Below are 20,020 nucleotides of genomic sequence, written 5' to 3' on the forward strand. Positions count from 1 at the left end.
ATCTTTCAGCCCTAAACAAGGAGCGAATGATGGCAAGCGAAGTCGCGACCCTCGCGGGCGGATGTTTCTGGTGCACCGAGGCGGTGTTCAAGGACGTGATCGGCGTCGAGTCGGTCGAAAGCGGCTATATTGGCGGCTCGGTCCCCAATCCGACGTACAAGCAGGTGTGCAGCGGCGCGACCGGCCATGCCGAGGCGATCCGCGTGACCTATGACGCCGATCAGGTTTCGTATGGCGACATCCTCGACATGTTTTTCGCGACGCACGATCCAACGACGCTCAATCGCCAGGGCAATGACGTGGGCACGCAATATCGCTCGGCGATCTTCCCGCATGACGAGGCGCAGCGCGAAGAAGCGATCGCCGCGATGGCGCGCGCCGCCGCCGACTGGCCCGCGCCGATCGTGACGACGATCGAGCCGCTGTCGGAATGGTATCCCGCGGAGGACTATCATCAGCAATATTGGGAAGGTGAAGGGCAGCGCAATCCATACTGCCTCGCGGTGATCCCCCCGAAGCTCGCCAAGCTGCGCAAGAGCTTTGCGGCGCGGTCGAAGGCGGTAAGCGCTTAATCGCGATGCGCGGCGCGGCGCAGGCGGTCGTTGATCGCTGCGCCGACGCCGTCTTCCGGGATCGGCGCGACTGCGATGCTGGCATGGTCGCTTGCATCGGCACGGTGAAGGGCGTCGAAGAGGTTTGCGGCGGCTTCGATCCGGTCTGCTGTGCGGGAGAGGGTTTCATCTCCCGAGATGCTGCCGAAGCCGATGAGATATTCGCTGCCCGCCGCCTCGAGGGCATTTAACCGCAGCGGCTTGCGCGGCGCATAATGGCTGGCAAGCTGGCCGGGTGCAGTGATGACCGTGCTCCGGCGAAGGCCGGAGCGTTGCGTTTCGAGCGAGGTTCCTTGCAACCCTGGGCTCCGGCCTTCGCCGGAGCACAGCGTGTCGATCTCCGCCGCCGTCACCGGCCCCGGCCGCAACACCGTGCGGCCCATCACGATCGTCAATTCAAGCCCCGCCTCCGTCGCCCCGTCGTCGATCACCAGCGGAATCCGTCCCCCAGGCTCGCCACGACATGCGCCGCCCGGGTCGGACTGATCGCACCGCTCGCATTGGCCGAGGGCGCGGCGAGCGGTTTCCCCGTCGCCTCCAGCAGCGCCCGCATCGCGCGATGCGCGGGAACGCGGATCGCGATCGTGTCCAGTCCCGCCGCCACCAGTGACGCAATCCCGGCATCGGCGCGCAGCGGCAGCACCAAGGTCAGCGGCCCCGGCCAGAACGCCTCGGCCAGCCCCCGCGCATCCGCATCGAACCGCGCGATCCGCTCCGCCGCCGCCAGATCGAGCACATGGACGATCAACGGGTTGAAGCTCGGCCGCCCCTTGGCGGCATAAATCCGTGCGACCGCTGCCGAATCGGTCGCGTCCGCCGCCAGCCCGTAAACCGTCTCGGTCGGCACCGCGACCGGCTGTCCCGCTGCGATCAGCGCCGATGCCTCGGCAATCGCGGCCTCGCCGTAGGGTAAGGTCTGCGTCTCGAAAGGCGGGTTTGGCGCGGTCATCACGGGGCGCTATAGCGGCGCAAACCCCGTCGCATAAGAGGATGTCCCATGTTTACCCCCGCCACCGCCGACCAGCGTTTCGTGCTCGACCATGTCGCGCGCATCGCCGATCTCGCCGCGACCGAACGCTTCGCCGCCGCCAGCGACGATGTCGTCGATGCGGTGCTGGAAGGGGTCGGCCAATTCGCGGCGGGCGAATGGGCGCCGCTGCTGCGCGCGGGCGACACCGTCGGCGCGAAATGGACGCCCGAGGGCGTGGTGATGCCCGACGGCTTCGTGAAGGCCTATCACGATTATGTCGAGGGCGGCTGGGGCACGATCGGCGTGCCCGAGGAATTCGGCGGGCAGGGCCTGCCGTTCGTCATCCAGACCGCGGTGCTCGACACGCTCGGCACCGCCAACATGGGCTTCGCGCTCGCGCCCACGCTGACGGTCGGCGCGATCGAGGCACTGGCGCATCATGGTAGCGCGGAGCAGCAAGCGTTGTATCTGCCGCATCTGGCGACGGGTGAGTGGACCGGCACGATGAATTTGACCGAGCCGCAGGCCGGTTCGGACGTCGGCGCTTTGCGCACCACCGCGACGCCGCGTGGCGACGGCACCTTCCTGATCAAGGGCACCAAGATCTACATTTCGTTCGGTGACCACGACATGGCGCCCAACATCGTCCACCTCGTACTCGCGCGCACGCCCGGCGCGCCCGCCGGGACCAAGGGCATTTCGCTCTTCCTCGTACCGAAATACCGGCTCAACGCGGACGGCACACCGGGCGATTTCAACGATGTCCGCGTCGTGTCGATCGAGCATAAGATGGGCCTCCATGCCTCGCCCACCTGCGTGCTGAGCTTCGGCGATCAGGACGATTGCGTCGGCGAGCTGATCGGCGCCGAATTCGGCGGCATCCGCGCGATGTTCACGATGATGAACAATGCGCGGTTGAACGTCGGCCTGCAGGGCGTGCAGGTCGCCGAGGCCGCGACGCAGGCGGCGGTGGCCTATGCGCTCGATCGTGTGCAATCGGCGCGCGCCGGGTCGGGCAGCGCCGAGCCGGTCAAGATTATCGAGCATCCCGATGTCCGCCGCATGTTGCTGCGGATGAAGGCGCAGACGATGGCGGCGCGCGCTTTGGTCTATTACGCCGCCGCGCAGGTCGATCGCGCGACCTTGAAGGAAACCGGCGGGCAGGAGCGGCTCGACATCCTCACCCCGCTCGCCAAGGCGCACGGCACCGACATCGGCAATGAAGTTTCCAGCCTCGGCATCCAGATCCACGGCGGCATGGGCTATATCGAGGAGACCGGCGCGGCGCAGTTCTTCCGCGATGCGCGCATCACCCCGATTTACGAAGGCACCAACGGCATCCAGGCGGCCGATCTGGTCGGGCGCAAGCTTGGCATGGACAATGGCGGCGTGTTCGCCCGCCTGATCGCCGATATGCGCGCCGAGGCGCAGGATGCGGGGCTCGTCTCGCTGATCGACGCCTGCGACGAAATCGGGCGCGGCATGGCGGGGATGGATGCCGACGACAAGCTCGCGGCAAGCTATCCCTTCCTCACCATGCTGTCGGTCGCGACCTGCGGCTGGCTGATGGAGCGTTCCGGGCGGCTGGCGACCGGCGAGGACGATTTCGCACAGATGAAGCGTGCGGCGTGCCGCTTCTATGTCGATCAGATCGTGCCCGAGGCGCTCGGTCTGCGCGCGGCGGCAACGGCCAAGGCGAGCGTGCTGTACGCGGTCCAGCCCGAGGCGTTCGCGGCCTGATCCATGCCGAGCATCCTGGTCCAGCATATCCGTATCGGGTGGACCAAGGACGAACGCGGTGCCGCGGCGGGAACGCGACGTAATGCGCTCCGGCGGGAGTGGCCCGCGAGCACGCCGCGCGCGCATCCGGGCGGCTGGCTGCAGTATATCGTGATGGAGGCGGAGCAGGATTATGCGCCGCAGGAAAGCTGGACCCCCGCGCCGCTGCACCTGCAGCAAGACGGCGTCGGGATTACCATCCGGGGCGACCATGCCGAGGTCATGCTCGATCCGGGAGCGGCGCATTTCTATTTGCAGAAACCCGCGCGACCGAACCTCCGGGGTTTGATCGCGCGGCTCCCGCTCGGACAGCGGCTGATCCTACGGGTCAACACCGCCATCGACGGCCATCATCAACGGCGCTACTATGACCACAGTCTGCAGATTGTGGTGGGCGACCAGCCTACGCTGGATGCGCCAATCTTTCGCGAGATGGACGAATGCGTCTTGTTATACTGACCCCTCGTCTTCCCTTGAATGTGGCCTTCGCTTGACCGACTGGTCGTGGATACCGCCCGCCGACAGCGGGATCACGCTGCGGATGCAGCCGGCGGGCGAGGTGACCCTCGAACTCGCCGAACTGCCTGCCGCCGATGGCTCCACCGATCGGCTGGCGCTGTGCGTCCACGGCTTTCCCGAACTCAACTTCAGCTGGCGCTATCAGATGCCGCTGCTCAGCGCGGCGGGCTGGCGGGTCTGGGCACCCAATCTGCGCGGCTATGGCGCGAGCGATCGGCCGAAGGGCGTGGCGGCCTATCATCTCGACCGGCTGATCGGCGATCTGGTCGGCCTGATCGATGCCAGCGGCGCGAAGGAAGTGCTGCTGATCGCGCATGATTGGGGCGCGATCATCGCGTGGCAATTCGCGATCCGGCGCGCGCGGCCGCTGGTCGGGCTGGTCATCATGAACGTGCCGCATCCGCACGTCTTCGCGCGCGAGCTGAAGACCTGGGAGCAGAAGCGGCGGAGCTGGTACGTCGCCTTCTTCCAGCTGCCCGGCCTGCCCGAGCGGATGTTCGGGCGCAACGATGCGGCGGGGATTGCGCGCGCGATCCGCAACATGGCCGTCGACAAGAGTGCCTTCCCGCGCGCGGTGCTCGACGTCTATCGCAAGGCAGCGGCACGGCCCGGTGCGCTGACCGCGATGATCAATTACTATCGCTCGATGATCCGATCGGGCAGCAACGCACCCACCGGCGACGGTCGGATCGAAACGCCGACCCTGATGATCTGGGGCGAGGAGGATACGGCGCTCGGGATCGGCTGTTCGCAGGGGACCGAGGTCTATTGCCCCGATTTCGAAATCCACCGCCTGCCCCGTGTCTCGCACTGGGTGCAGCAAGAAGCACCGGATGAGGTCAATGCCATCTTGAGCGGGTGGCTGGCGCGGTTCCGGCGGTAACCGCGATCCTCACTTCCGTTCGGGCTGAGCTTGTCGAAGCCCTGCTCTCCGCAAATGGCGTCGTTAATGCGGAGAACAGCCCTTCGACAGGCTCAGGGCGAATGGGGAGTCAGAGCGTTATCCCTTCTTGAACGGCGTCATCGTCCCCAGAAATTCCTGATCCATTTCGATCGCCGCCCGCTCCTGCCCTAGAAAATCCGCGACCGCGCGGCGAAAGCCGGGATCGGGAATGTAATGCGCCGACCAGGTCGGGACCGGCACATAGCCACGCGCAAGCTTGTGTTCCCCTTGCGCGCCCGCCTCGACCGTTTTCAGCCCGCGCACGAGCGCCGCGTCGATCGCCTGATAATAGCACAGCTCGAAATGCAGGAACGGCACGTCCTCGGTACAGCCCCAGTACCGCCCGTACAGCGTATCCGCCCCGATCAGGTTGAGCGCCCCCGCGATCGGCCGCCCGTCGCGCTCGGCAAGGATCAGCAGGATCTGGTCCGGCATGGTCTGTCCCAGCAGCGAGAAAAAGGATCGCGTCAAATACGGCTGCCCCCATTTGCGCGCGCCGGTGTCCTGATAGAATACCCAAAACGCGTCCCAATGCGCCTCGGTTATCTCCACGCCCGTGAGGTGACGGATCGTCAGCCCCTCGACCGCGGCGGCACGTTCCTTGCGGATCGCCTTGCGCTTGCGGCTGGCGAGCTCGCCCAGGAAATCGTCGAAGGTCGCATACCCCTGATTCTGCCAGTGGAATTGCAGCCCTTCGCGGATCAGCCAACCCGCCGCCTCGAATGCGGGGACCTGATCCGGGCTGACGAAGGTGGCGTGCGCCGAGGACAGGCCGTGCTGGTCCGTCACCGCTTCGATCGCGGCGATCAGGGCGGGGGCCTGACCCGCATCGCGCAGCAGCAACCGCGGTCCCGGCACGGGGGTGAAGGGCACCGCGATCTGCAGTTTCGGATAATAGCGCCCGCCCGCGCGCTCCCACGCATCGGCCCAGGCGTGGTCGAAGACATATTCGCCCTGGCTGTGGCTCTTGGCATAGGCGGGCGCGATCGCCGCGGGCTTGCCGTCGGGGCCGTCAACGATGATCGGGACCGGCTGCCACCCGGTGCGCGACCGGGCGCTGCCGGATTTCTCGAGAATCGACAGGAAAGCGTGGCTGACGAACGGGTTGGCGCTCCCCGCGCACGCATCCCAATCCGGCGCCGGAATTGCGGAGACGCCGTCGGCGATGCGGGCAGTGACGGCTTTACTCACGCTGCCCAAGCTAGGGCGTCGGTGCGGTTTTCTCAACCGGGGCGAACGTCCAGCACAAGGCGAGCAGCAAAAATGGCGTGACGAATTCGCGGTGCCGCTCGCCAAACTCGAACCAGATGCCGAACAGCAGCAATTGCAGGCCACAGCCGGCGATCAACAGCACGAGCGTCACCGGCACGCGCCCCAGCCGCAGCGCTACCCCGCCAAGCAGCAGCAGATGCGATCCGTGCGCAAGCGGCCACAGCGCCGCCGCCAGCATTCGCGGAAAGGGCGGGCCCATCGCGACCAGCCGCGTGACTCCAAACTGCGCGATCCCGCAGGCGCGCAGGAATTTGGTGATGGACAGGCGTACGAAATCCGCGGGGTGGCTCCGAATCCATTCGACCGCGATCGCCTGAATGCGGCGACCATAAGCGAGTTCGGGGATGCCCTTCAGTTCAGGCGGTGGCGGTTCCCAATTGCCGGTCGCCTCGGGATTGTTGCCGATCCACAGGCTGGCGCCGCTCGCCGTGGTCAGCGGCACGAAGGCATGGAACAGCAGCCAGTTGCGAATCCACCACGGCAGCATCACGACCGCAGCGATGACCGCACCGCGCAAACCCGTTGCCAGCACCGGCCACAGCCCGATCTGGCCGACCAGCACCAGCCCGAATAACGCCGCCAGCGGTGCCTCGCCCGGTTGCGTCAGCGCCAGCAGCCCGGCCGGCAGACCCAGCGCCAACGCCCCGCGCCATCCCGCCGGGCGCCGCAGCCAGAACAAGGCGAGCGCCAGCACCAACAGCGCGCACAGCAATTCCTTCTGTGCGAGCGGCGCCGAAAACAGCACCGACGGCCAGATGAGATACAGCCACGCCGCGCGCCGCCCGGCGGCCGCGCTGCCAAGCTGTGCGCCGAGCAGCACGATCGCGCCCGCCGCCGCCGCATCGGTCAGCGTGCCGAGCGCCAGCACCGACGGCGTCGAAAAGCCGAACAGCGCCCCCCACCCGGCAAGCAGCAGCGGGTATAGCGGCGGGAACAAAGCCCGCCACGCGCTGCCGAAAAAGGGATCGTAGATGACGAGACCCTGCCCCGCGAGCAGCCCCTTGGCGAGGTTGAGATAGGCGTTGGGGTCGCCAGTCGAGGTGCGCCACACCGCCAGCAACGCAAAAGCGATGCGCACCGCCATCAACAGCAGTGCCAGCAAAGCGAAGCTCCGGCGGCGCGGTCGATCGCGCAACAACGCAAACCCGAGTGCCGCAAGCGCGATCCAGCCGATCACCGCAACAACGCTGCCCGCCGACGCTCCCCAGCGCGCGGCAAGATCGGGGATGCCGGTCAGGCCATAGAGGAGCAGCCCGCCCAGTACCGCCTGGACCGCCCCCGGTATCGCCCATCCGGGGAGGCGTCGACCGGCCGTCACTGACCGAAGGCTGTAGCGCGGTAGAGCAGGGTGATCGCGACGCGGCGGTTGCGCGGGTCGGTCGGGTTGTCCTTGATCATCGGTTCACGGTCGGCAACGCCCTCGATCCGGTTGAAGCGCGTCTCGCCGATCCCGCCCGCCGCCAGCCGCCGCCGCGTCGCCTCGGCGCGCGCGCTCGACAGCATCCAATTGTTCATCGCCAGCGGGTCGCCATAGCCAAGACTGTCGGTGTGGCCGCGGATCATGATCGGGTTGGTGGTGCCCTTGATCGTCTGCGCGATCAACCCGATCAGCGACGAAGCGCGGGCCTCGAGCTGTGTCGTGCCGAGATCGAACATCGAATAATCGGCATCGTCGAGCAGATCGATGCGCAGGCCCTCGGGCGTACGCACGAAGCGGACGTGCTTGGACAGCTTCGACAGGTTGGGGCTGGCGGCCATCGCCGAATCGACCTTGCGCTTCATCGCCTCGAAATTCTTGCGGTCCTCGGCCGACAGCGCGGCCTTGTCCTTGAGCGTGCCCTTTTGCCCCGTGCCGACCTGATCGCCGCCGATCGCTTCGACCGGGACCGTCATCGATCGCGTGCCGCTCTGGCTTGCGCGGTGCGCGTAATTGTCCTTGTCGGTGATCGACGATCCGCCGAAAATCCCGTTCGAACCCGCGCTGTTCTGTTTGAGCTCGATCAGGGTCGGCGAGAAATAATCGGCCAGCGCCTTGCGCTGCTTCTCATTGGTCGCACCCAGCAGCCACATCAGCAGGAAGAACGCCATCATCGCCGTCACGAAATCGGCATAGGCGACCTTCCACGCGCCGCCGTGATGGCCGCCATGTCCCTCGATATAGACCTTCTTGTAGATGATCTTGGGCGGCACATTGGTGCCGTGCGGTGCGCGCGCGGCGGCCATCAGCGCTGCTCACGCGAAGGCGCAAAGGCGCGAAGCGCGGACAAATCCTGCACAGCCTTCGCGGCGCGGAGATAGAAAGACGGCACGGCAAGCCGACGTAGCGCGTGGATTTCACGAACGGATGCCCGCGCCTTAGTCTCAGCGTCCCCCGCCTCTCCGCGCGAAAAACGCATCTTCGTGTCTGCGCGGTTTTGCGTGAACATCTTTTACCGTCCCCGCAAACCGTCAAACACTTCTGCGAAGCCCGGCTGGTTCGAATGCGCAATGCCCGATCGCGCCGCTTCGATCACCAGCGGCTGCGGGTGGCCGTGGAGCGAGGCGATGATGATCTGCTTCACCACGTGATAGATCGCGGCGTCGGCCTCGATCACCTGCTTCAACCGGTTGGCGAGCGGCGCGACGATGCCGTAGGCCAAGAGCACGCCCATGAAGGTGCCGACCAGCGCCGACCCGATCATCGCGCCCAGGATCGCGGGCGGCTTGTCGATCGATCCCATCGTCTTCACCACGCCCAGCACGGCGGCGACGATGCCCAAAGCGGGCAGCGCGTCGGCCAGCGATGAGATCGTCCCGTGCGGCCCTTCCACCTCGTGGTGGTGGGTCTTGATCATGTTATCCATCACGTCCTCGACCGCATGGACGTCGAGCGTACCCGACGACACGACGACGAGGCGCAGCGTATCGGCGATCAGGTTGGTGAGGGTGTGGTCGGCGAGCAGGCGCGGATAATCGGCGAAGACGGCGGACGATTTCGGGTCCTCGACATGCGGCTCCAGCGCGATCGGCCCTTCGGTGCGCAGCATCTTCATCAGCTTCGACACCAGGAAAATGACGTCGAGATAATCCTGTTTCTTGTACTTCGGCCCCTTGAAGACCTTCATTACGCCGCCGCCGAGCGCCTTCAGCTCCTTCATCGAATTGCCGATGATCAGCGCGCCGACCGCGGCCCCGCCGATGATGAGCATTTCGTGCGGAATGGCCTCCATCACCGGGCCGAGCGCGCCGCCGGTGATCGCAAAACCACCGAAGATCATCACCAGCAGGACGACAAGGCCTATAATGGGAAACATGGTCTGCGTTCTGCCCCTGCGCTGCGCGCGTCCATCGGACCGCCGTGCGCCGGACTTACCCTCGATTTGGTATTCAATCGGTTAACCACCGATTGGCGGGGATGACATCGCCCGAGTGAAATGCGAGGGAAACGCGCATCTTTCACCAAGGGAACGGCAGCATGAAGAGCATCGGCGTGATCGGCGCAGGCCAGATGGGGGCGGGCATCGCCCAGGTTTCGGCGCAGGCAGGCTATCATGTGCTGCTGTCCGACGTGTCGCGCGAACGTGCCGAGGCGGGCAAGGCGGGAATCGCGAAACAGCTCGACCGCGCCGTGACCAAGGAAAAGATTACTGCCGAGGCGCGCGATGCGGCACTCGCGCTGATCGAGCCGGTCGAAAGCGTCGCCGACATGGCCCCGGCGTTCCTCGTCATCGAAGCGGCGACCGAGCGCGAACAGATCAAGCGCGCGATCTTCGGCGAATTCGGCAAGGTGCTGTCTGACACCGCGATCCTCGCCAGCAACACCTCGTCGATACCGATCACGCGGCTCGCGCAGGCGGCCCCCGATCCGGCGCAATTCATGGGCGTGCATTTCTTCAATCCGGTGCCGGTGATGGGCCTGGTCGAGCTGATTCGCGGCCTCGCCACGAGCGACGCGACGGTCGACGCGGTCGAGGCTTATGTCGGCACGCTCGGCAAGCAGGTGGTGCGCGCCAACGATGCGCCGGGCTTCATCGTCAATCGCGTGCTGATGCCGATGCTCAACGAAGCGTGCTTTGCGCTTGGCGAGGGCGTGGCGAGCGTGCGCGACATCGACCTCGGCTGCCAGCTTGGCCTCAACCACCCGATGGGCCCGCTGACGCTCGCCGACTTCATCGGGCTCGACACGTGTCTCGAAATCACCCGCGTGCTGTTCGAGGGGACGGGCGATCCGAAGTTCCGCCCGGCGCCGCTGCTGGTGAAATATGTCGAGGCGGGCTGGTACGGCCGCAAGACCGGCCGCGGCTTCTACGATTACTCGGGCGCGGAGCCGGTGCCGACGCGGTGAACCGACATGACAGGGTTCGGCTGCGCTATTCCGGCCGCCGCATCCGGAACAGCGTGTCCTCGGTGATCTCGAAATAATCCCCCGGCCCTCCGCCGCGCAGGATCGGTTGGGCGGCGGCGGTGCGGTAGCTGCCGTCGTGAATCAGTTCGGGTGCGATGTGGATGCCGATCACTTCGCCCAGGATCAGCCAGGTCGTGAGGTCGGTCCCTGCCAGATCGGTCAGTTGCAGCGTCTGGGTGTGGCGGCATTCGAACGCGACCGGGCTGGCGGCGACGCGCGGTGGTGCGACGAGTTTGGACGGGGCGATCTCCAGCGCGGCGAGCGCGAATTCGTCGGTGTCGGGATCGACCGTGGCCGCGCTCGCGTTCATCGCCTCGGCCAGATCGCGCGTCACCAGGTTCCACACGAACCCGCCCGTTTCAGTGATGTTCGCGGCGCTGTCCTTCCACCCGGTCGAGGCGAAACCGATGATCGGCGGGCGGTAATTGAACAGTTGGAAGAAGCTGTATGGCGCGAGATTGCGTACCCCCGCAGCGGACACCGTGCTGATCCAGCCGATCGGTCGCGGTGCTACGATCGCGTTCAACGGATCATGCGCCAGGCCCGGCACCGTCTTATGCCCGTCGCGCGGTTCGTAGAAATGATGCTGGGGGAAATGGTGCTGTGGCATCCCGGATCGGTTCCTATCGCAAATTTGGCGCTGTCGTGACGGGGCTATTGGCCTAGTGTTGGCCACCACGTAACCTCAGCCCGATTTCGGCCGAATAGGGACCTGCATGACCGAAGCAACCCTCACCGCATCGCCCGAACCCGCCGAGCCAGCGGCGGTTCCACCGCCCGGCACGCCGCTCTATCGCCACCGCCTGACCACGCGGATCTGGCATTGGGTCAATGTCGTTACGATCTTCATCATGATCGGCAGCGGCCTGACGATCCTCAACGCGCATCCGCACCTCTATTGGGGCGAATTCGGCGCGAATCCGGATCATCCGTGGTTCAACCCGCCCCACGCGCCGTCCTATCTCACCATTCCGGCGGGCTATAACCTCGCGATCGCGCGGCGCTGGCATCTGACGTTCGCTCTGGTGTTCGCCTTCGGGCTGCTGTTCTTCATGGTGTCGAGTCTCATCAACAAGCATTTCCAGAAGGATCTGCGTATCCGCCTGAAGGAATTGTCGCCCGCGCATTTGTGGTTCGATGCCAAGGAACATGCGGCGCTGCGCTTCCACGATCCGAAGAACCCCAATGCGCGCAACATCTTCCAGAAGATCGCCTATGTCACCGCGATCTTCGTGCTGATCCCGACGATGATCCTGTCGGGCCTGGCCTTGTCGCCGACGATGGTCGCGGCCTGGCCGTGGGTGCTCGATCTGGTCGGCGGGCGCGCGTCGGCGCGATCGGTGCATTTCCTCGCCGCATCGGGGCTGGTGATTTTCATCATCGTGCATCTCGCGCTGGTCATCCTGGCGGGTGCGTTCGGCGAGGTAAAGTCGATGATCACCGGCTGGTGGACCGTGCCCGACGCTCACGGCGCGCATCCGCAGGAGAATGGAGCATGAGCGGCATCATCACGCGGCGGAGCCTGCTGACCACAGGGGCGCTTGGCGCCGGCGCGCTGCTCACCGGCTGCGACAAGTTCCAGAACGGCCCCTCGACCCGGCCAATTCTGTTCGCGGGCGAGAAGATCAATTATCACCTGGCCCGCGCGCTCAGTAATCGTGATGCGCTGGCCAAGGAATATCGCCCCGACCAGATGTCGCCGATCTTCCGCGTCAACGGCACCCGCAATCCCAATACGCCAACCTACAACGCGATGGTCGCGGAGAAATTCGCGAATTGGCGGTTGAAGGTCGGTGGCCTCGTCAACCGTCCGCTCGAAATTTCGCATCAGCAGTTGCTCGCGATGCCAGCACGCACGCAAATCACGCGGCACGATTGCGTCGAGGGGTGGAGCGCGATCGGCAAGTGGCACGGACCGATGCTCGGCACGATCCTCAAGGCGGCGGGGGTGCGCAACACCGCGCGCTACATCGTGTTCACCTGCGCCGATCTCTATTCCGGCCATAATTATTACGAATCGATCGACCTGATCGACGCCTTCCACCCGCAGACGATCCTCGCCTGGGCGATGAACGATGCGATCCTCAGCGTCGCGCACGGTGCGCCGATCCGGCTGCGCGTCGAACGCCAGCTTGGCTATAAGAACGCCAAATATGTGATGCAGATCGACGCGGTCGCCTCGCTCGCCGGAATCGGCAAGGGCAAGGGCGGCTATTGGGAAGATGCGATCGATTACGATTGGTATGCGGGCATCTGAATACGGTCCCCGCTCCGCTGAATCGCGCGAAGCCATTGCCGCACTGCACCCACGACTTTAGGGACATGGTGCTATGGCCCTGATCGATCTCTTTCTTTCCCGCCGCGTCGTCCATGGCACGCTGACCGTCCACCATGCCGACGGCAAGACGATGACCTTCGGCACGCCGACGCCGGGCTATCCCGATGTCGCGATCCGCTTTACCGATGCGGGCGCCGCCGCCGCGATCCTGCGCGATCCGGGGCTGGGCGCGGGCGAAGCCTATATGAACGGCCGCCTCGTTGTCGAGCAAGGCGACGTGCGCGATCTCGTCCGGTTGCTAACCAAGAACGACCCGTGGGAGGCGGGGAACAACGGCCTCGCCGCCTCTGCCCCGACCCGCGCGATCCAGGCGGTGACGCATCGTATCGGCCGCATCAACATGGCCCGCCGCTCGAAACGCAACGTCGCGCACCATTACGATCTGTCGGACCGGCTGTACGATCTCTTCCTCGATGCCGACCGGCAATATAGCTGCGCTTACTATACCGACCCGGCCAACACGCTCGAACAGGCGCAATCCGACAAGAAAGCGCATATCGCGGCGAAACTGGCGCTGAAGCCCGGCATGACGGTGCTCGACATCGGCTGCGGCTGGGGCGGGATGGCGCTGTACCTGCATCGGCATACCGGGGCCGAAGTGCTCGGCGTGACGCTGTCGGAGGAACAGTTGAAGGTCGCGCGCGAACGCGCCGCCGCAGCGGGCGTCGCCGACAAGGTGAAGTTCGAGCTGATCGATTACCGCCATGTCACAGGCAAGTTCGACCGGATCGTCTCGGTCGGCATGTTCGAACATGTCGGCCCGGCGCATTACAAGACCTTCTTCCGGCAATGCCGCGATCTGTTGACCGACGATGGCGTGATGCTGCTCCACACGATTGGCCGTGCCGGTGGGCCGGGCGTGACCGACAAATGGACCACCAAGTGGATCTTCCCCGGCGGCTACAACCCCGCGCTGTCGGAAATCATCTCGGCCAATGAAGGCCTGCGCTTCATGGTCACCGACGTCGAGGTGCTGCGGTTGCACTACGGCTATACGCTCGACGCCTGGTACGACCGCGTGCTCGCCGCCCGCGATCAGATCATCGCGCTGTACGACGAGAAGTTCTACCGCATGTGGCAATTCTATCTCGCCGGGGCCGCGGCGGCGTTCCAATATGGCGGCATGGTCAATTACCAGGTGCAGATTGCGAAGAACCGCCACGTCCTTCCGATCACGCGCGACTATATAATGGAGACGGAGCAGAAGTACCGCGCACAGAGCTGAGCCGGTCTTCATTTCGGGAGAAGACTCGAATGACCGGATCGCATGTGCTTTCGGCAGCGGCGCTGGCGCTGCTAGCCGCTTTTCCCAGCGTCGCGGCCGCGCAGGAGCAGGATGGCGAGGCGTGGGCGTCGTTCTGGGTGCAAGGGCCGCTGGCGGGCAAGCTGCTCGGCTCGGTCGATGGATCCCTTCGCGTCAGCGACCGTGGGACCGATGCGCCGACCATCCTGATCCGTCCGCTGGTCGGCGTGCAGGCGACCAGGACGCTGAGCCTGTGGGGCGGCTATACCTATGTCGCCAGCAACCCGTCCGGGCGCCCGGCGGTGCGCGAGCATCGCGCGGTGCAGCAGGCGATGTGGAATGTCGGCAAGGTTGCGGGCGGCAATCTGGTATCGCGTACCCGGCTTGAACAACGCTGGGTCGAGGGGCGGGCGGGGACCGGCCACCGCCTGCGACAGATGCTGCGCTACACCACGCCGATCGACCGCCGGAACACGCAATTCGTGCTGTCGAGCGAAACCTTCGTCGCGTTCAATTCCACCCCCTTTGGTCAGGCGGCGGGGTTCGATCAGGTGCGCAATTTCGTCGGCCTGAACCTGCCGATCGCGCCGAAGCTGACCGCCGATGTCGGCTATATGAATCGCTACATCCGTCGCCGCGGTGCGGAGGACCGGATGGATCACATCCTGCCCGTGACGCTGGTCGCGCGCTTCTGATCGCGGCTCACGCGAGCCAAAGGCGGTCAGGCGCTCAGGCCGCATTGGCCAGCCGGTTGGCCCAGGCGGTCTGCAGCACCTCCCGCAACACCCCCGCGTCCACATCCGCCAGGCGCTTCACATAAACGCATCCCTTGCCGGTGCGATGCTTGCCCAAAGCGGGAAGCAGGGCGGCGACATTGGCGTTGCTCGCCCCGACATAGAGCGCCAGTTCGGCCTTGCGCGGGGAGAAGGAAATCGCCGCCATGTCGCCCTCGCGCCCGCTGTCGTAGCGATAATGCACGCTGCCGAAGCCGATGATCGCCGACCCCCACATCGCGGGTTCCAGCCCGGTCAGGTCGCGCAGGATTTCGATCAGCGCGCGGGCATCCTCGGCGCGTTCGGGCGGTTCGACCTGCGCCAGAAACGCCGCCACGCTCGCATCGCTCTCGACAGTCTTGTTGCTTGCCGCCATCTGCTCCCCCCGAGTCGCTTGCGCCAAGGGGCCTCCCGCCCCTAAAGCGCGCCGCCGCCGTCCTGCAGGAGTATGTCATGACCGACCAGATCAATCGAGTGGTTCTCGCCTATTCGGGCGGGCTCGACACCTCCGTCATCCTGAAATGGCTGCAGCAGACCTATAACTGCGAGGTCGTCACCTTCACCGCCGATCTCGGCCAGGGCGAGGAGCTGGAGCCCGCGCGCAAAAAGGCCGAGGCGGCCGGCGTGAAGCCCGAGCATATCTTCATCGACGATCTGCGAGAGGAATTCGTGAAGGATTACGTCTTCCCGATGATGCGCGCCAACGCGCTGTACGAGGGGCTGTACTTGCTCGGCACCTCGATCGCGCGGCCGCTGATCGCCAAGCGCCAGATCGAGATCGCGCGGGCGGTCAATGCCGACGCGGTCAGCCACGGCGCGACCGGCAAGGGCAACGATCAGGTTCGCTTCGAACTCGGCTATTATGCGCTGGCGCCCGACATCAAGGTCATTGCGCCGTGGCGCGAATGGGATTTGACCAGCCGCACCCGGCTGATCGAATTCGCCGAACAGCATCAGATTGCGGTGAGCAAGGACAAGCGCGGCGAGGCGCCCTTCTCGACCGATGCCAACCTGTTGCACACCTCATCCGAGGGCAAGGTGCTGGAGGATCCGTGGGACGAGGTCCCCGACTACGTCTATTCGCGCACGGTCAACCCGGAGGATGCGCCGAACGAGCCCGAGACGATCACGATCGATTTCGAACGCGGGGACGGCGTCGCGCTGAACGGCGTCGGCATGTCGCCCGCCACACTGCTCGCGGCGCTCAACGATCTCGGCCGTAAGCACGGCATCGGGCGGCTCGATCTGGTCGAGAACCGCTTCGTCGGCATGAAGTCGCGCGGGATGTACGAAACGCCGGGCGGCACGATCTATCACCTCGCGCATCGCGGGATCGAGCAATTGACGCTCGATCGCGGTGCCGCGCACCTGAAGGACGAACTCGCCCCGCGCTATGCCGAGCTGATCTACAACGGCTTCTGGTTCAGCCCCGAACGCGAAATGCTGCAGGCGGCGATCGACTATAGCCAGGAAAAGGTCGCCGGCACCGTCCGGCTGAAGCTGTACAAGGGCTCGGTGATCGTGACCGGGCGCAAGTCGCCTTATTCGCTCTATTCCGAAAAGGTCGTGACCTTCGAGGATGATCAGGGCGCCTACGATCAGCGCGATGCGGCCGGCTTCATCAAGCTGAACGCGCTGCGGCTGCGGTTGCTCGGGCGGCGCGATCGCTGACCCGTGCGCTCACGCGTCCCCCCTCTTTCGGGTAGTGCGCGGGAAAGGGGAGTTTTAACGCTCTTCGCCTAACGTCCGCCGCATGGACTTGGACGACCTCCGCCGCAGCCGGTTGGGCGATGTACTGTGCGCGTTCGCGCTGGCCGTCGTAATGGCGGCGGCGTGGGCGTGGCGCGACTGGGCGGCGCTGTCGGCGCTGCGTCTGCCCGACACCGACGACGTGATGCGCCTGCAGCAGATTCGCGACTGGCTCGGCGGGCAGGGTTTTGCTGATGTGGCGCAGCACCGGCTTGGCGCACCGCCCGGCCTGCTGATGCATTGGTCGCGCCTGCCCGATCTCGTGCCGGGCACGCTGATTCGCGCGCTGACGCCGTTGATCGGGACGCATTCGGCCGAGCTCGTCGCCGTCATCGTCTGGCCGACCTTGCTGTTCGCCGCCGCGCTGGTGCTGACCGCGCGGATCGCGCGCGTGCTGGGCGGCGCGCCGGTGGCGCGGACCGCAATCGTGGTGGCGGCCGTCGCTTTTCCAGCGACGACGATTTTTCTGCCCGGTCGAATCGACCATCACGGGCTGCAGATCGTGCTGCTGTTGATCGTGGTGCGCTCGCTCGTCTCGCGTCCGGCGATGGAACCCGGGCTGGCAGCAGGGCTGGCCGCAGCGGCGAGCCTGGTGATCGGACTGGAAACGGCCCCGCTGATCGTGGCGGCAGGGGGCGCGATGACGCTGGAATGGCTGCGCGCACGTTCCGGCGCGGATGATCGCATGATGGGCTTCGGCATCGGCGTCGGCGCTGGCCTGCTCGCCGCGTCGATCGTGTTTCGCACCAATGGCTGGAATTATGCCGGGTGTGATGGCTTCACGATGATCGCGTGGCGCGCGGGCGTGATCGCGGCGTTCGCGCCGATGGGCATGGCGCTCGCGGCACGCGATATCGCCCGACCGCTGACACGGGCAGTGCTGGGCGGAATCATCGCTGCGGTGATTGGCGTCGGCATGGTGCTGGTCGCGCCGCAATGTGTCGCGCCCTACGGCATGGTCGATCCGCTGCTGGTGCGGCTGTGGCTGGTAAAGGTGGGGGAGGCACAGTCGCTGTTTGCCGCACCGGCCGCCACCGCGATCGGCTATGCGGGGGTGATGCTGGCCGGGATTTTGGCGAGCGCCTGGCGACTGCTCTCGACGCGCGACGGGCGGTGGGGCGGCTTGCTGATCGTGCAGGTGGCGGCGTTGCTGCTCACCCTCGCGCAGGTGCGCGGTGCCTATGCGGGCGCGATCCTGGCGGCTCCCAGCCTGGCCGCCGTGATCGCTGCGGCACGCGCGCGCGGGTCGGTCTGGCTGGCAAGCGCCTGGATCGCCTCCGCCGGAATGCTCTATCCGCTTGCGGCCCATGCGATGGTACTGGAAACGGCCGGCCCCGCCGCACCCGCGTCGCGGCCACTGGGCAGCTGCACCGATCCCGCCGCGCTCGCCGGTCTCGCCCAGCTGCCGCCCGGACGGCTGCTCGCGCCGCTCGATCTCGGTGCCTATGCGATCGGCGCGACGCGGCTGTCCGTGGTCGGCGCGCCGTATCACCGCAACAATGCCGGCAATCTGGCGGTGTATCACGCCTTTCTGGGGACGCCCGCACGTGCCGCCACCATCCTGCGGCAATGGGACGTGCGCTATGTCGCGCTGTGCAGCGATACCTTTGCCGACGCGCCTGCCGGGTCGCTCGCTGCGGTGCTGCGCGATCGTCCCGCCCCGCATTGGCTGCGCCCGATCGCATCATCCGATCCTGCGCTCAGCCTCTTCATCGTCGAACCCGGCTTGTTTCCGGAACCTCCCGCGCGGTAAGAGCCGCAGATGAACGGGGCGGACATTCACGGATCGGGCGCGGCGGATGGCGGCCCGACGCTGCATTGGTGGCAGACGCGCTGGTTTGTCGCGATCATGGCGCTTCTCGCGATGGTGCCGCTGCTCCGCCCGGAGATCCCGCCCTTGGTCGATTTGCCCGGCCATATGGGGCGCTACCGCGTTCAGCTGTCGCACGATCAATATCCGTGGCTGCTCGACTGGTATAATTTCAATTGGCAGTTGATCGGCAATCTCGGGATCGACTTGCTGATTGTTCCGCTTGCCCCGCTGTTCGGGCTGGAGCTGGCGGTCAAGCTGATCGTCATGACGATCCCGGCGCTGATGGTGACGGGCCTGTTGTGGATCGCACGCGAAGTGCATGGCCGCATTCCGCCGACGGCGTTGTTCGCGCTACCGCTCGCGTATAGTTACCCGTTCCAGTTCGGTTTCGTGAATTTCGCGCTGTCGATGGCGATAGCGCTCAATGCCTTTGCCTTGTGGCTGCGCCTTGCCCGGCAGCGGCGCTTCCGGCTGCGTGCAGCGATCTTCGTGCCGCTGTCGTGCGCCTTGTGGGTGTGCCACACGTTCGGCTGGGGCGTGCTCGGCGTGCTCGCTTTCTCGGGCGAGATGGTGCGCCAGCATGACGCGCGGACCGATCGCGGGCCGCTGAGCTGGATCAAGGCATGGGTCCGCGCTGGCATCGGCTGTATCCCGCTCGCGCTTCCGATCGTGCTGATGATCGCGTGGCGCAGCGGCGAACATGTCACCGGGCAGACCGCCGACTGGTTCAACTGGCGCGCCAAGATCGGTTACGCGACGATGGCGCTGCGTGATCGCTGGATGGCGTTCGACATGGCCTCGGTCGCCACGCTGATGGTGATCCTGTTTCGCGGCTTTCGCGATCCTGCCGTGGAATATTCGCGCAATCTCGGCCTGTCGGCGCTGTTCCTGCTCGCGGTGTATCTGCTGTTGCCGCGCATCGTTTTCGGATCGGCTTATGCCGATATGCGGCTCGTCCCTTTCGTCTTTGCGATTGCGGTGATCGCCGTCCGCGCCAAGCGCGGCCTGTCGATTCGCGGTAGCGCGACGCTGGCGGCACTCGGCCTCTTGTTTTTCGTGGCGCGAATCGGCGCGGGCACGGTCAGTTACTGGATGTTCGCGAACGATTATGACCGCGAATTGAAGGCGCTGAATCACGTGCCCGTGGGCGCGAAGCTCGTCACCTTTATCGGCACGCAATGCGGCGCTCCGTGGACGATGAGCCGGCTCGAACATCTCTCGGCGATCGCGCTGGAACGCAAGATGGCCTATTCGAACGATCAATGGTCGATGGCGGGCGCCCAATTGCTGACCGTGCGCTATCGTGCGGCGCAACGCTTCGCGCATGATCCGTCGGAAATCGTGACCAGCGCGCAATGCCCGCGCGAATGGTGGCGCCCGATCAGCAAGGCGATGGCGCGCTTTCCGCGCGATGCGTTCGATTATGTCTGGCTGGTGCGCCCGCCAGCCTATGAACCCAAATTCAACCAGGGGCTGGTCGAGGTGTGGCGCGATGGCAGCAGCGTGCTGTTCCGCGTCGACCACAGCCAGCCGGGAATCGAGATCAGCGACGAGGAATTGAAGACCGCGAGGCCGCGACCGACGCCGTACTAGCGCGGACCCGCTTGATTAGTCGGACTGTCCCAG

Annotated in this window: 18 protein-coding genes and 1 pseudogene; 12 read left to right on the plus strand and 7 right to left on the minus strand. The window is 65.7% G+C overall.

Going from position 1 to position 20,020, the window contains the following annotated elements:
* Positions 1-29: 29 nt before the first annotated feature.
* Positions 30-572, plus strand: coding sequence for a peptide-methionine (S)-S-oxide reductase MsrA (gene msrA / locus AB5I39_RS09780; protein ID WP_404365888.1), 543 nt, complete (start codon positions 30-32; stop codon positions 570-572).
* Here the strand turns inward: msrA and AB5I39_RS09785 are convergent.
* A pseudogene (locus AB5I39_RS09785) lies at positions 569-1,560 on the minus strand (L-threonylcarbamoyladenylate synthase). The gene msrA and the pseudogene AB5I39_RS09785 overlap by 4 nt on opposite strands.
* 48 nt (positions 1,561-1,608) lie before the next feature.
* On the opposite strand from AB5I39_RS09785, the gene AB5I39_RS09790 reads away from it, so the two are divergent.
* The 3 genes from AB5I39_RS09790 to AB5I39_RS09800 are packed head-to-tail and all read left to right on the plus strand — an operon-like array spanning position 1,609 to position 4,762.
* Complete coding sequence (locus AB5I39_RS09790) at positions 1,609-3,321, plus strand: acyl-CoA dehydrogenase (RefSeq protein WP_404365891.1); 1,713 nt, start codon at positions 1,609-1,611, stop codon at positions 3,319-3,321.
* A gap of 3 nt (positions 3,322-3,324) precedes the next feature.
* Entirely contained in the window at positions 3,325-3,819 is a 495-nt protein-coding gene (locus tag AB5I39_RS09795; protein ID WP_404365893.1) for a hypothetical protein, read from the plus strand.
* Between the two features lie 31 nt (positions 3,820-3,850).
* Positions 3,851-4,762 carry an alpha/beta fold hydrolase gene (locus AB5I39_RS09800; RefSeq protein WP_404365896.1) on the plus strand — a complete coding sequence of 304 codons (912 nt, stop codon included), beginning with the start codon at positions 3,851-3,853 and terminating at the stop codon, positions 4,760-4,762.
* A gap of 117 nt (positions 4,763-4,879) precedes the next feature.
* On the opposite strand, the gene AB5I39_RS09805 is transcribed toward AB5I39_RS09800, so the two are convergent.
* The 4 genes from AB5I39_RS09805 to motA form a co-directional block, all read right to left on the minus strand.
* Positions 4,880-6,013: a GNAT family N-acetyltransferase gene (locus tag AB5I39_RS09805; protein ID WP_404365899.1), complete on the minus strand. Its 1,134-nt coding sequence runs from the start codon at positions 6,011-6,013 to the stop codon at positions 4,880-4,882.
* A gap of 10 nt (positions 6,014-6,023) precedes the next feature.
* Positions 6,024-7,412, minus strand: a complete 1,389-nt coding sequence (locus AB5I39_RS09810; RefSeq protein WP_404365902.1) for a glycosyltransferase — start codon at positions 7,410-7,412, stop codon at positions 6,024-6,026.
* Positions 7,409-8,317: a flagellar motor protein MotB gene (locus AB5I39_RS09815; protein ID WP_404365905.1), complete on the minus strand. Its 909-nt coding sequence runs from the start codon at positions 8,315-8,317 to the stop codon at positions 7,409-7,411. Before AB5I39_RS09815 ends, AB5I39_RS09810 begins: the two co-directional genes overlap by 4 nt.
* Positions 8,318-8,523: 206 nt before the next feature.
* Positions 8,524-9,387 carry a flagellar motor stator protein MotA gene (gene motA, locus AB5I39_RS09820; protein ID WP_404365908.1) on the minus strand — a complete coding sequence of 288 codons (864 nt, stop codon included), beginning with the start codon at positions 9,385-9,387 and terminating at the stop codon, positions 8,524-8,526.
* Between the two features lie 161 nt (positions 9,388-9,548).
* On the opposite strand from motA, the gene AB5I39_RS09825 reads away from it, so the two are divergent.
* Positions 9,549-10,418: a 3-hydroxybutyryl-CoA dehydrogenase gene (locus AB5I39_RS09825; RefSeq protein ID WP_404365911.1), complete on the plus strand. Its 870-nt coding sequence runs from the start codon at positions 9,549-9,551 to the stop codon at positions 10,416-10,418.
* Positions 10,419-10,443: 25 nt separating this feature from the next.
* Here the strand turns inward: AB5I39_RS09825 and AB5I39_RS09830 are convergent, their stop codons facing one another.
* A complete protein-coding gene (locus tag AB5I39_RS09830; protein ID WP_404365913.1) occupies positions 10,444-11,088 on the minus strand; it encodes a flavin reductase family protein in 645 nt (214 codons plus the stop codon).
* A gap of 106 nt (positions 11,089-11,194) precedes the next feature.
* Here AB5I39_RS09830 and AB5I39_RS09835 point away from each other — a divergent pair, with 106 nt between their 5' ends.
* From AB5I39_RS09835 to AB5I39_RS09850, 4 genes are all read left to right on the plus strand, one after another.
* Entirely contained in the window at positions 11,195-11,977 is a 783-nt protein-coding gene (locus AB5I39_RS09835; protein WP_404365916.1) for a cytochrome b/b6 domain-containing protein, read from the plus strand.
* Positions 11,974-12,735, plus strand: a complete 762-nt coding sequence (locus AB5I39_RS09840) for a molybdopterin-dependent oxidoreductase (protein ID WP_404365919.1) — start codon at positions 11,974-11,976, stop codon at positions 12,733-12,735. The genes AB5I39_RS09835 and AB5I39_RS09840 overlap by 4 nt, the downstream gene beginning before the upstream one ends.
* A gap of 73 nt (positions 12,736-12,808) precedes the next feature.
* Positions 12,809-14,041 (plus strand): class I SAM-dependent methyltransferase, encoded by a 1,233-nt coding sequence (locus AB5I39_RS09845; protein WP_404365921.1) that lies wholly within the window; start codon positions 12,809-12,811, stop codon positions 14,039-14,041.
* A 29-nt stretch (positions 14,042-14,070) separates the two neighbouring features.
* Positions 14,071-14,754, plus strand: coding sequence for a DUF2490 domain-containing protein (locus AB5I39_RS09850; RefSeq protein ID WP_404365924.1), 684 nt, complete (start codon positions 14,071-14,073; stop codon positions 14,752-14,754).
* A 34-nt stretch (positions 14,755-14,788) separates the two neighbouring features.
* Here the strand turns inward: AB5I39_RS09850 and AB5I39_RS09855 are convergent, their stop codons facing one another.
* The gene (locus AB5I39_RS09855) at positions 14,789-15,208 is read right to left on the minus strand and encodes a DUF1801 domain-containing protein (protein WP_404365927.1); all 420 of its coding nucleotides are present in this window, start codon (positions 15,206-15,208) and stop codon (positions 14,789-14,791) included.
* A gap of 77 nt (positions 15,209-15,285) precedes the next feature.
* Between AB5I39_RS09855 and AB5I39_RS09860 the strand changes: the two genes are divergently transcribed.
* From AB5I39_RS09860 to AB5I39_RS09870, 3 genes are all read left to right on the plus strand, one after another.
* Positions 15,286-16,503: an argininosuccinate synthase gene (locus AB5I39_RS09860; RefSeq protein ID WP_404365929.1), complete on the plus strand. Its 1,218-nt coding sequence runs from the start codon at positions 15,286-15,288 to the stop codon at positions 16,501-16,503.
* Positions 16,504-16,585: 82 nt separating this feature from the next.
* Positions 16,586-18,334, plus strand: a complete 1,749-nt coding sequence (locus AB5I39_RS09865; protein ID WP_404365932.1) for a hypothetical protein — start codon at positions 16,586-16,588, stop codon at positions 18,332-18,334.
* 9 nt (positions 18,335-18,343) lie between these two features.
* A complete protein-coding gene (locus AB5I39_RS09870; RefSeq protein ID WP_404365935.1) occupies positions 18,344-19,987 on the plus strand; it encodes a hypothetical protein in 1,644 nt (547 codons plus the stop codon).
* Positions 19,988-20,020 lie beyond the last annotated feature (33 nt).

The sequence above is a fragment of the Sphingomonas sp. MMS24-J45 genome, from assembly GCF_044881195.1.
GTDB lineage: Bacteria > Pseudomonadota > Alphaproteobacteria > Sphingomonadales > Sphingomonadaceae > Sphingomonas.

Bases quoted from the DNA above. Each gene is read 5' to 3' on its own strand.
- msrA (WP_404365888.1), top strand. From the start codon at position 30: ATGGCAAGCGAAGTCGCGACCCTCGCGGGCGGATGTTTCTGGTGCACC.
- AB5I39_RS09790 (WP_404365891.1), top strand. From the start codon at position 1,609: ATGTTTACCCCCGCCACCGCCGACCAGCGTTTCGTGCTCGACCATGTC.
- AB5I39_RS09795 (WP_404365893.1), top strand. From the start codon at position 3,325: ATGCCGAGCATCCTGGTCCAGCATATCCGTATCGGGTGGACCAAGGAC.
- AB5I39_RS09815 (WP_404365905.1), bottom strand. From the start codon at position 8,317: ATGGCCGCCGCGCGCGCACCGCACGGCACCAATGTGCCGCCCAAGATC.
- motA (WP_404365908.1), bottom strand. From the start codon at position 9,387: ATGTTTCCCATTATAGGCCTTGTCGTCCTGCTGGTGATGATCTTCGGT.
- AB5I39_RS09825 (WP_404365911.1), top strand. From the start codon at position 9,549: ATGAAGAGCATCGGCGTGATCGGCGCAGGCCAGATGGGGGCGGGCATC.
- AB5I39_RS09830 (WP_404365913.1), bottom strand. From the start codon at position 11,088: ATGCCACAGCACCATTTCCCCCAGCATCATTTCTACGAACCGCGCGAC.
- AB5I39_RS09835 (WP_404365916.1), top strand. From the start codon at position 11,195: ATGACCGAAGCAACCCTCACCGCATCGCCCGAACCCGCCGAGCCAGCG.
- AB5I39_RS09840 (WP_404365919.1), top strand. From the start codon at position 11,974: ATGAGCGGCATCATCACGCGGCGGAGCCTGCTGACCACAGGGGCGCTT.
- AB5I39_RS09845 (WP_404365921.1), top strand. From the start codon at position 12,809: ATGGCCCTGATCGATCTCTTTCTTTCCCGCCGCGTCGTCCATGGCACG.
- AB5I39_RS09850 (WP_404365924.1), top strand. From the start codon at position 14,071: ATGACCGGATCGCATGTGCTTTCGGCAGCGGCGCTGGCGCTGCTAGCC.
- AB5I39_RS09855 (WP_404365927.1), bottom strand. From the start codon at position 15,208: ATGGCGGCAAGCAACAAGACTGTCGAGAGCGATGCGAGCGTGGCGGCG.
- AB5I39_RS09860 (WP_404365929.1), top strand. From the start codon at position 15,286: ATGACCGACCAGATCAATCGAGTGGTTCTCGCCTATTCGGGCGGGCTC.
- AB5I39_RS09865 (WP_404365932.1), top strand. From the start codon at position 16,586: ATGGACTTGGACGACCTCCGCCGCAGCCGGTTGGGCGATGTACTGTGC.
- AB5I39_RS09870 (WP_404365935.1), top strand. From the start codon at position 18,344: ATGAACGGGGCGGACATTCACGGATCGGGCGCGGCGGATGGCGGCCCG.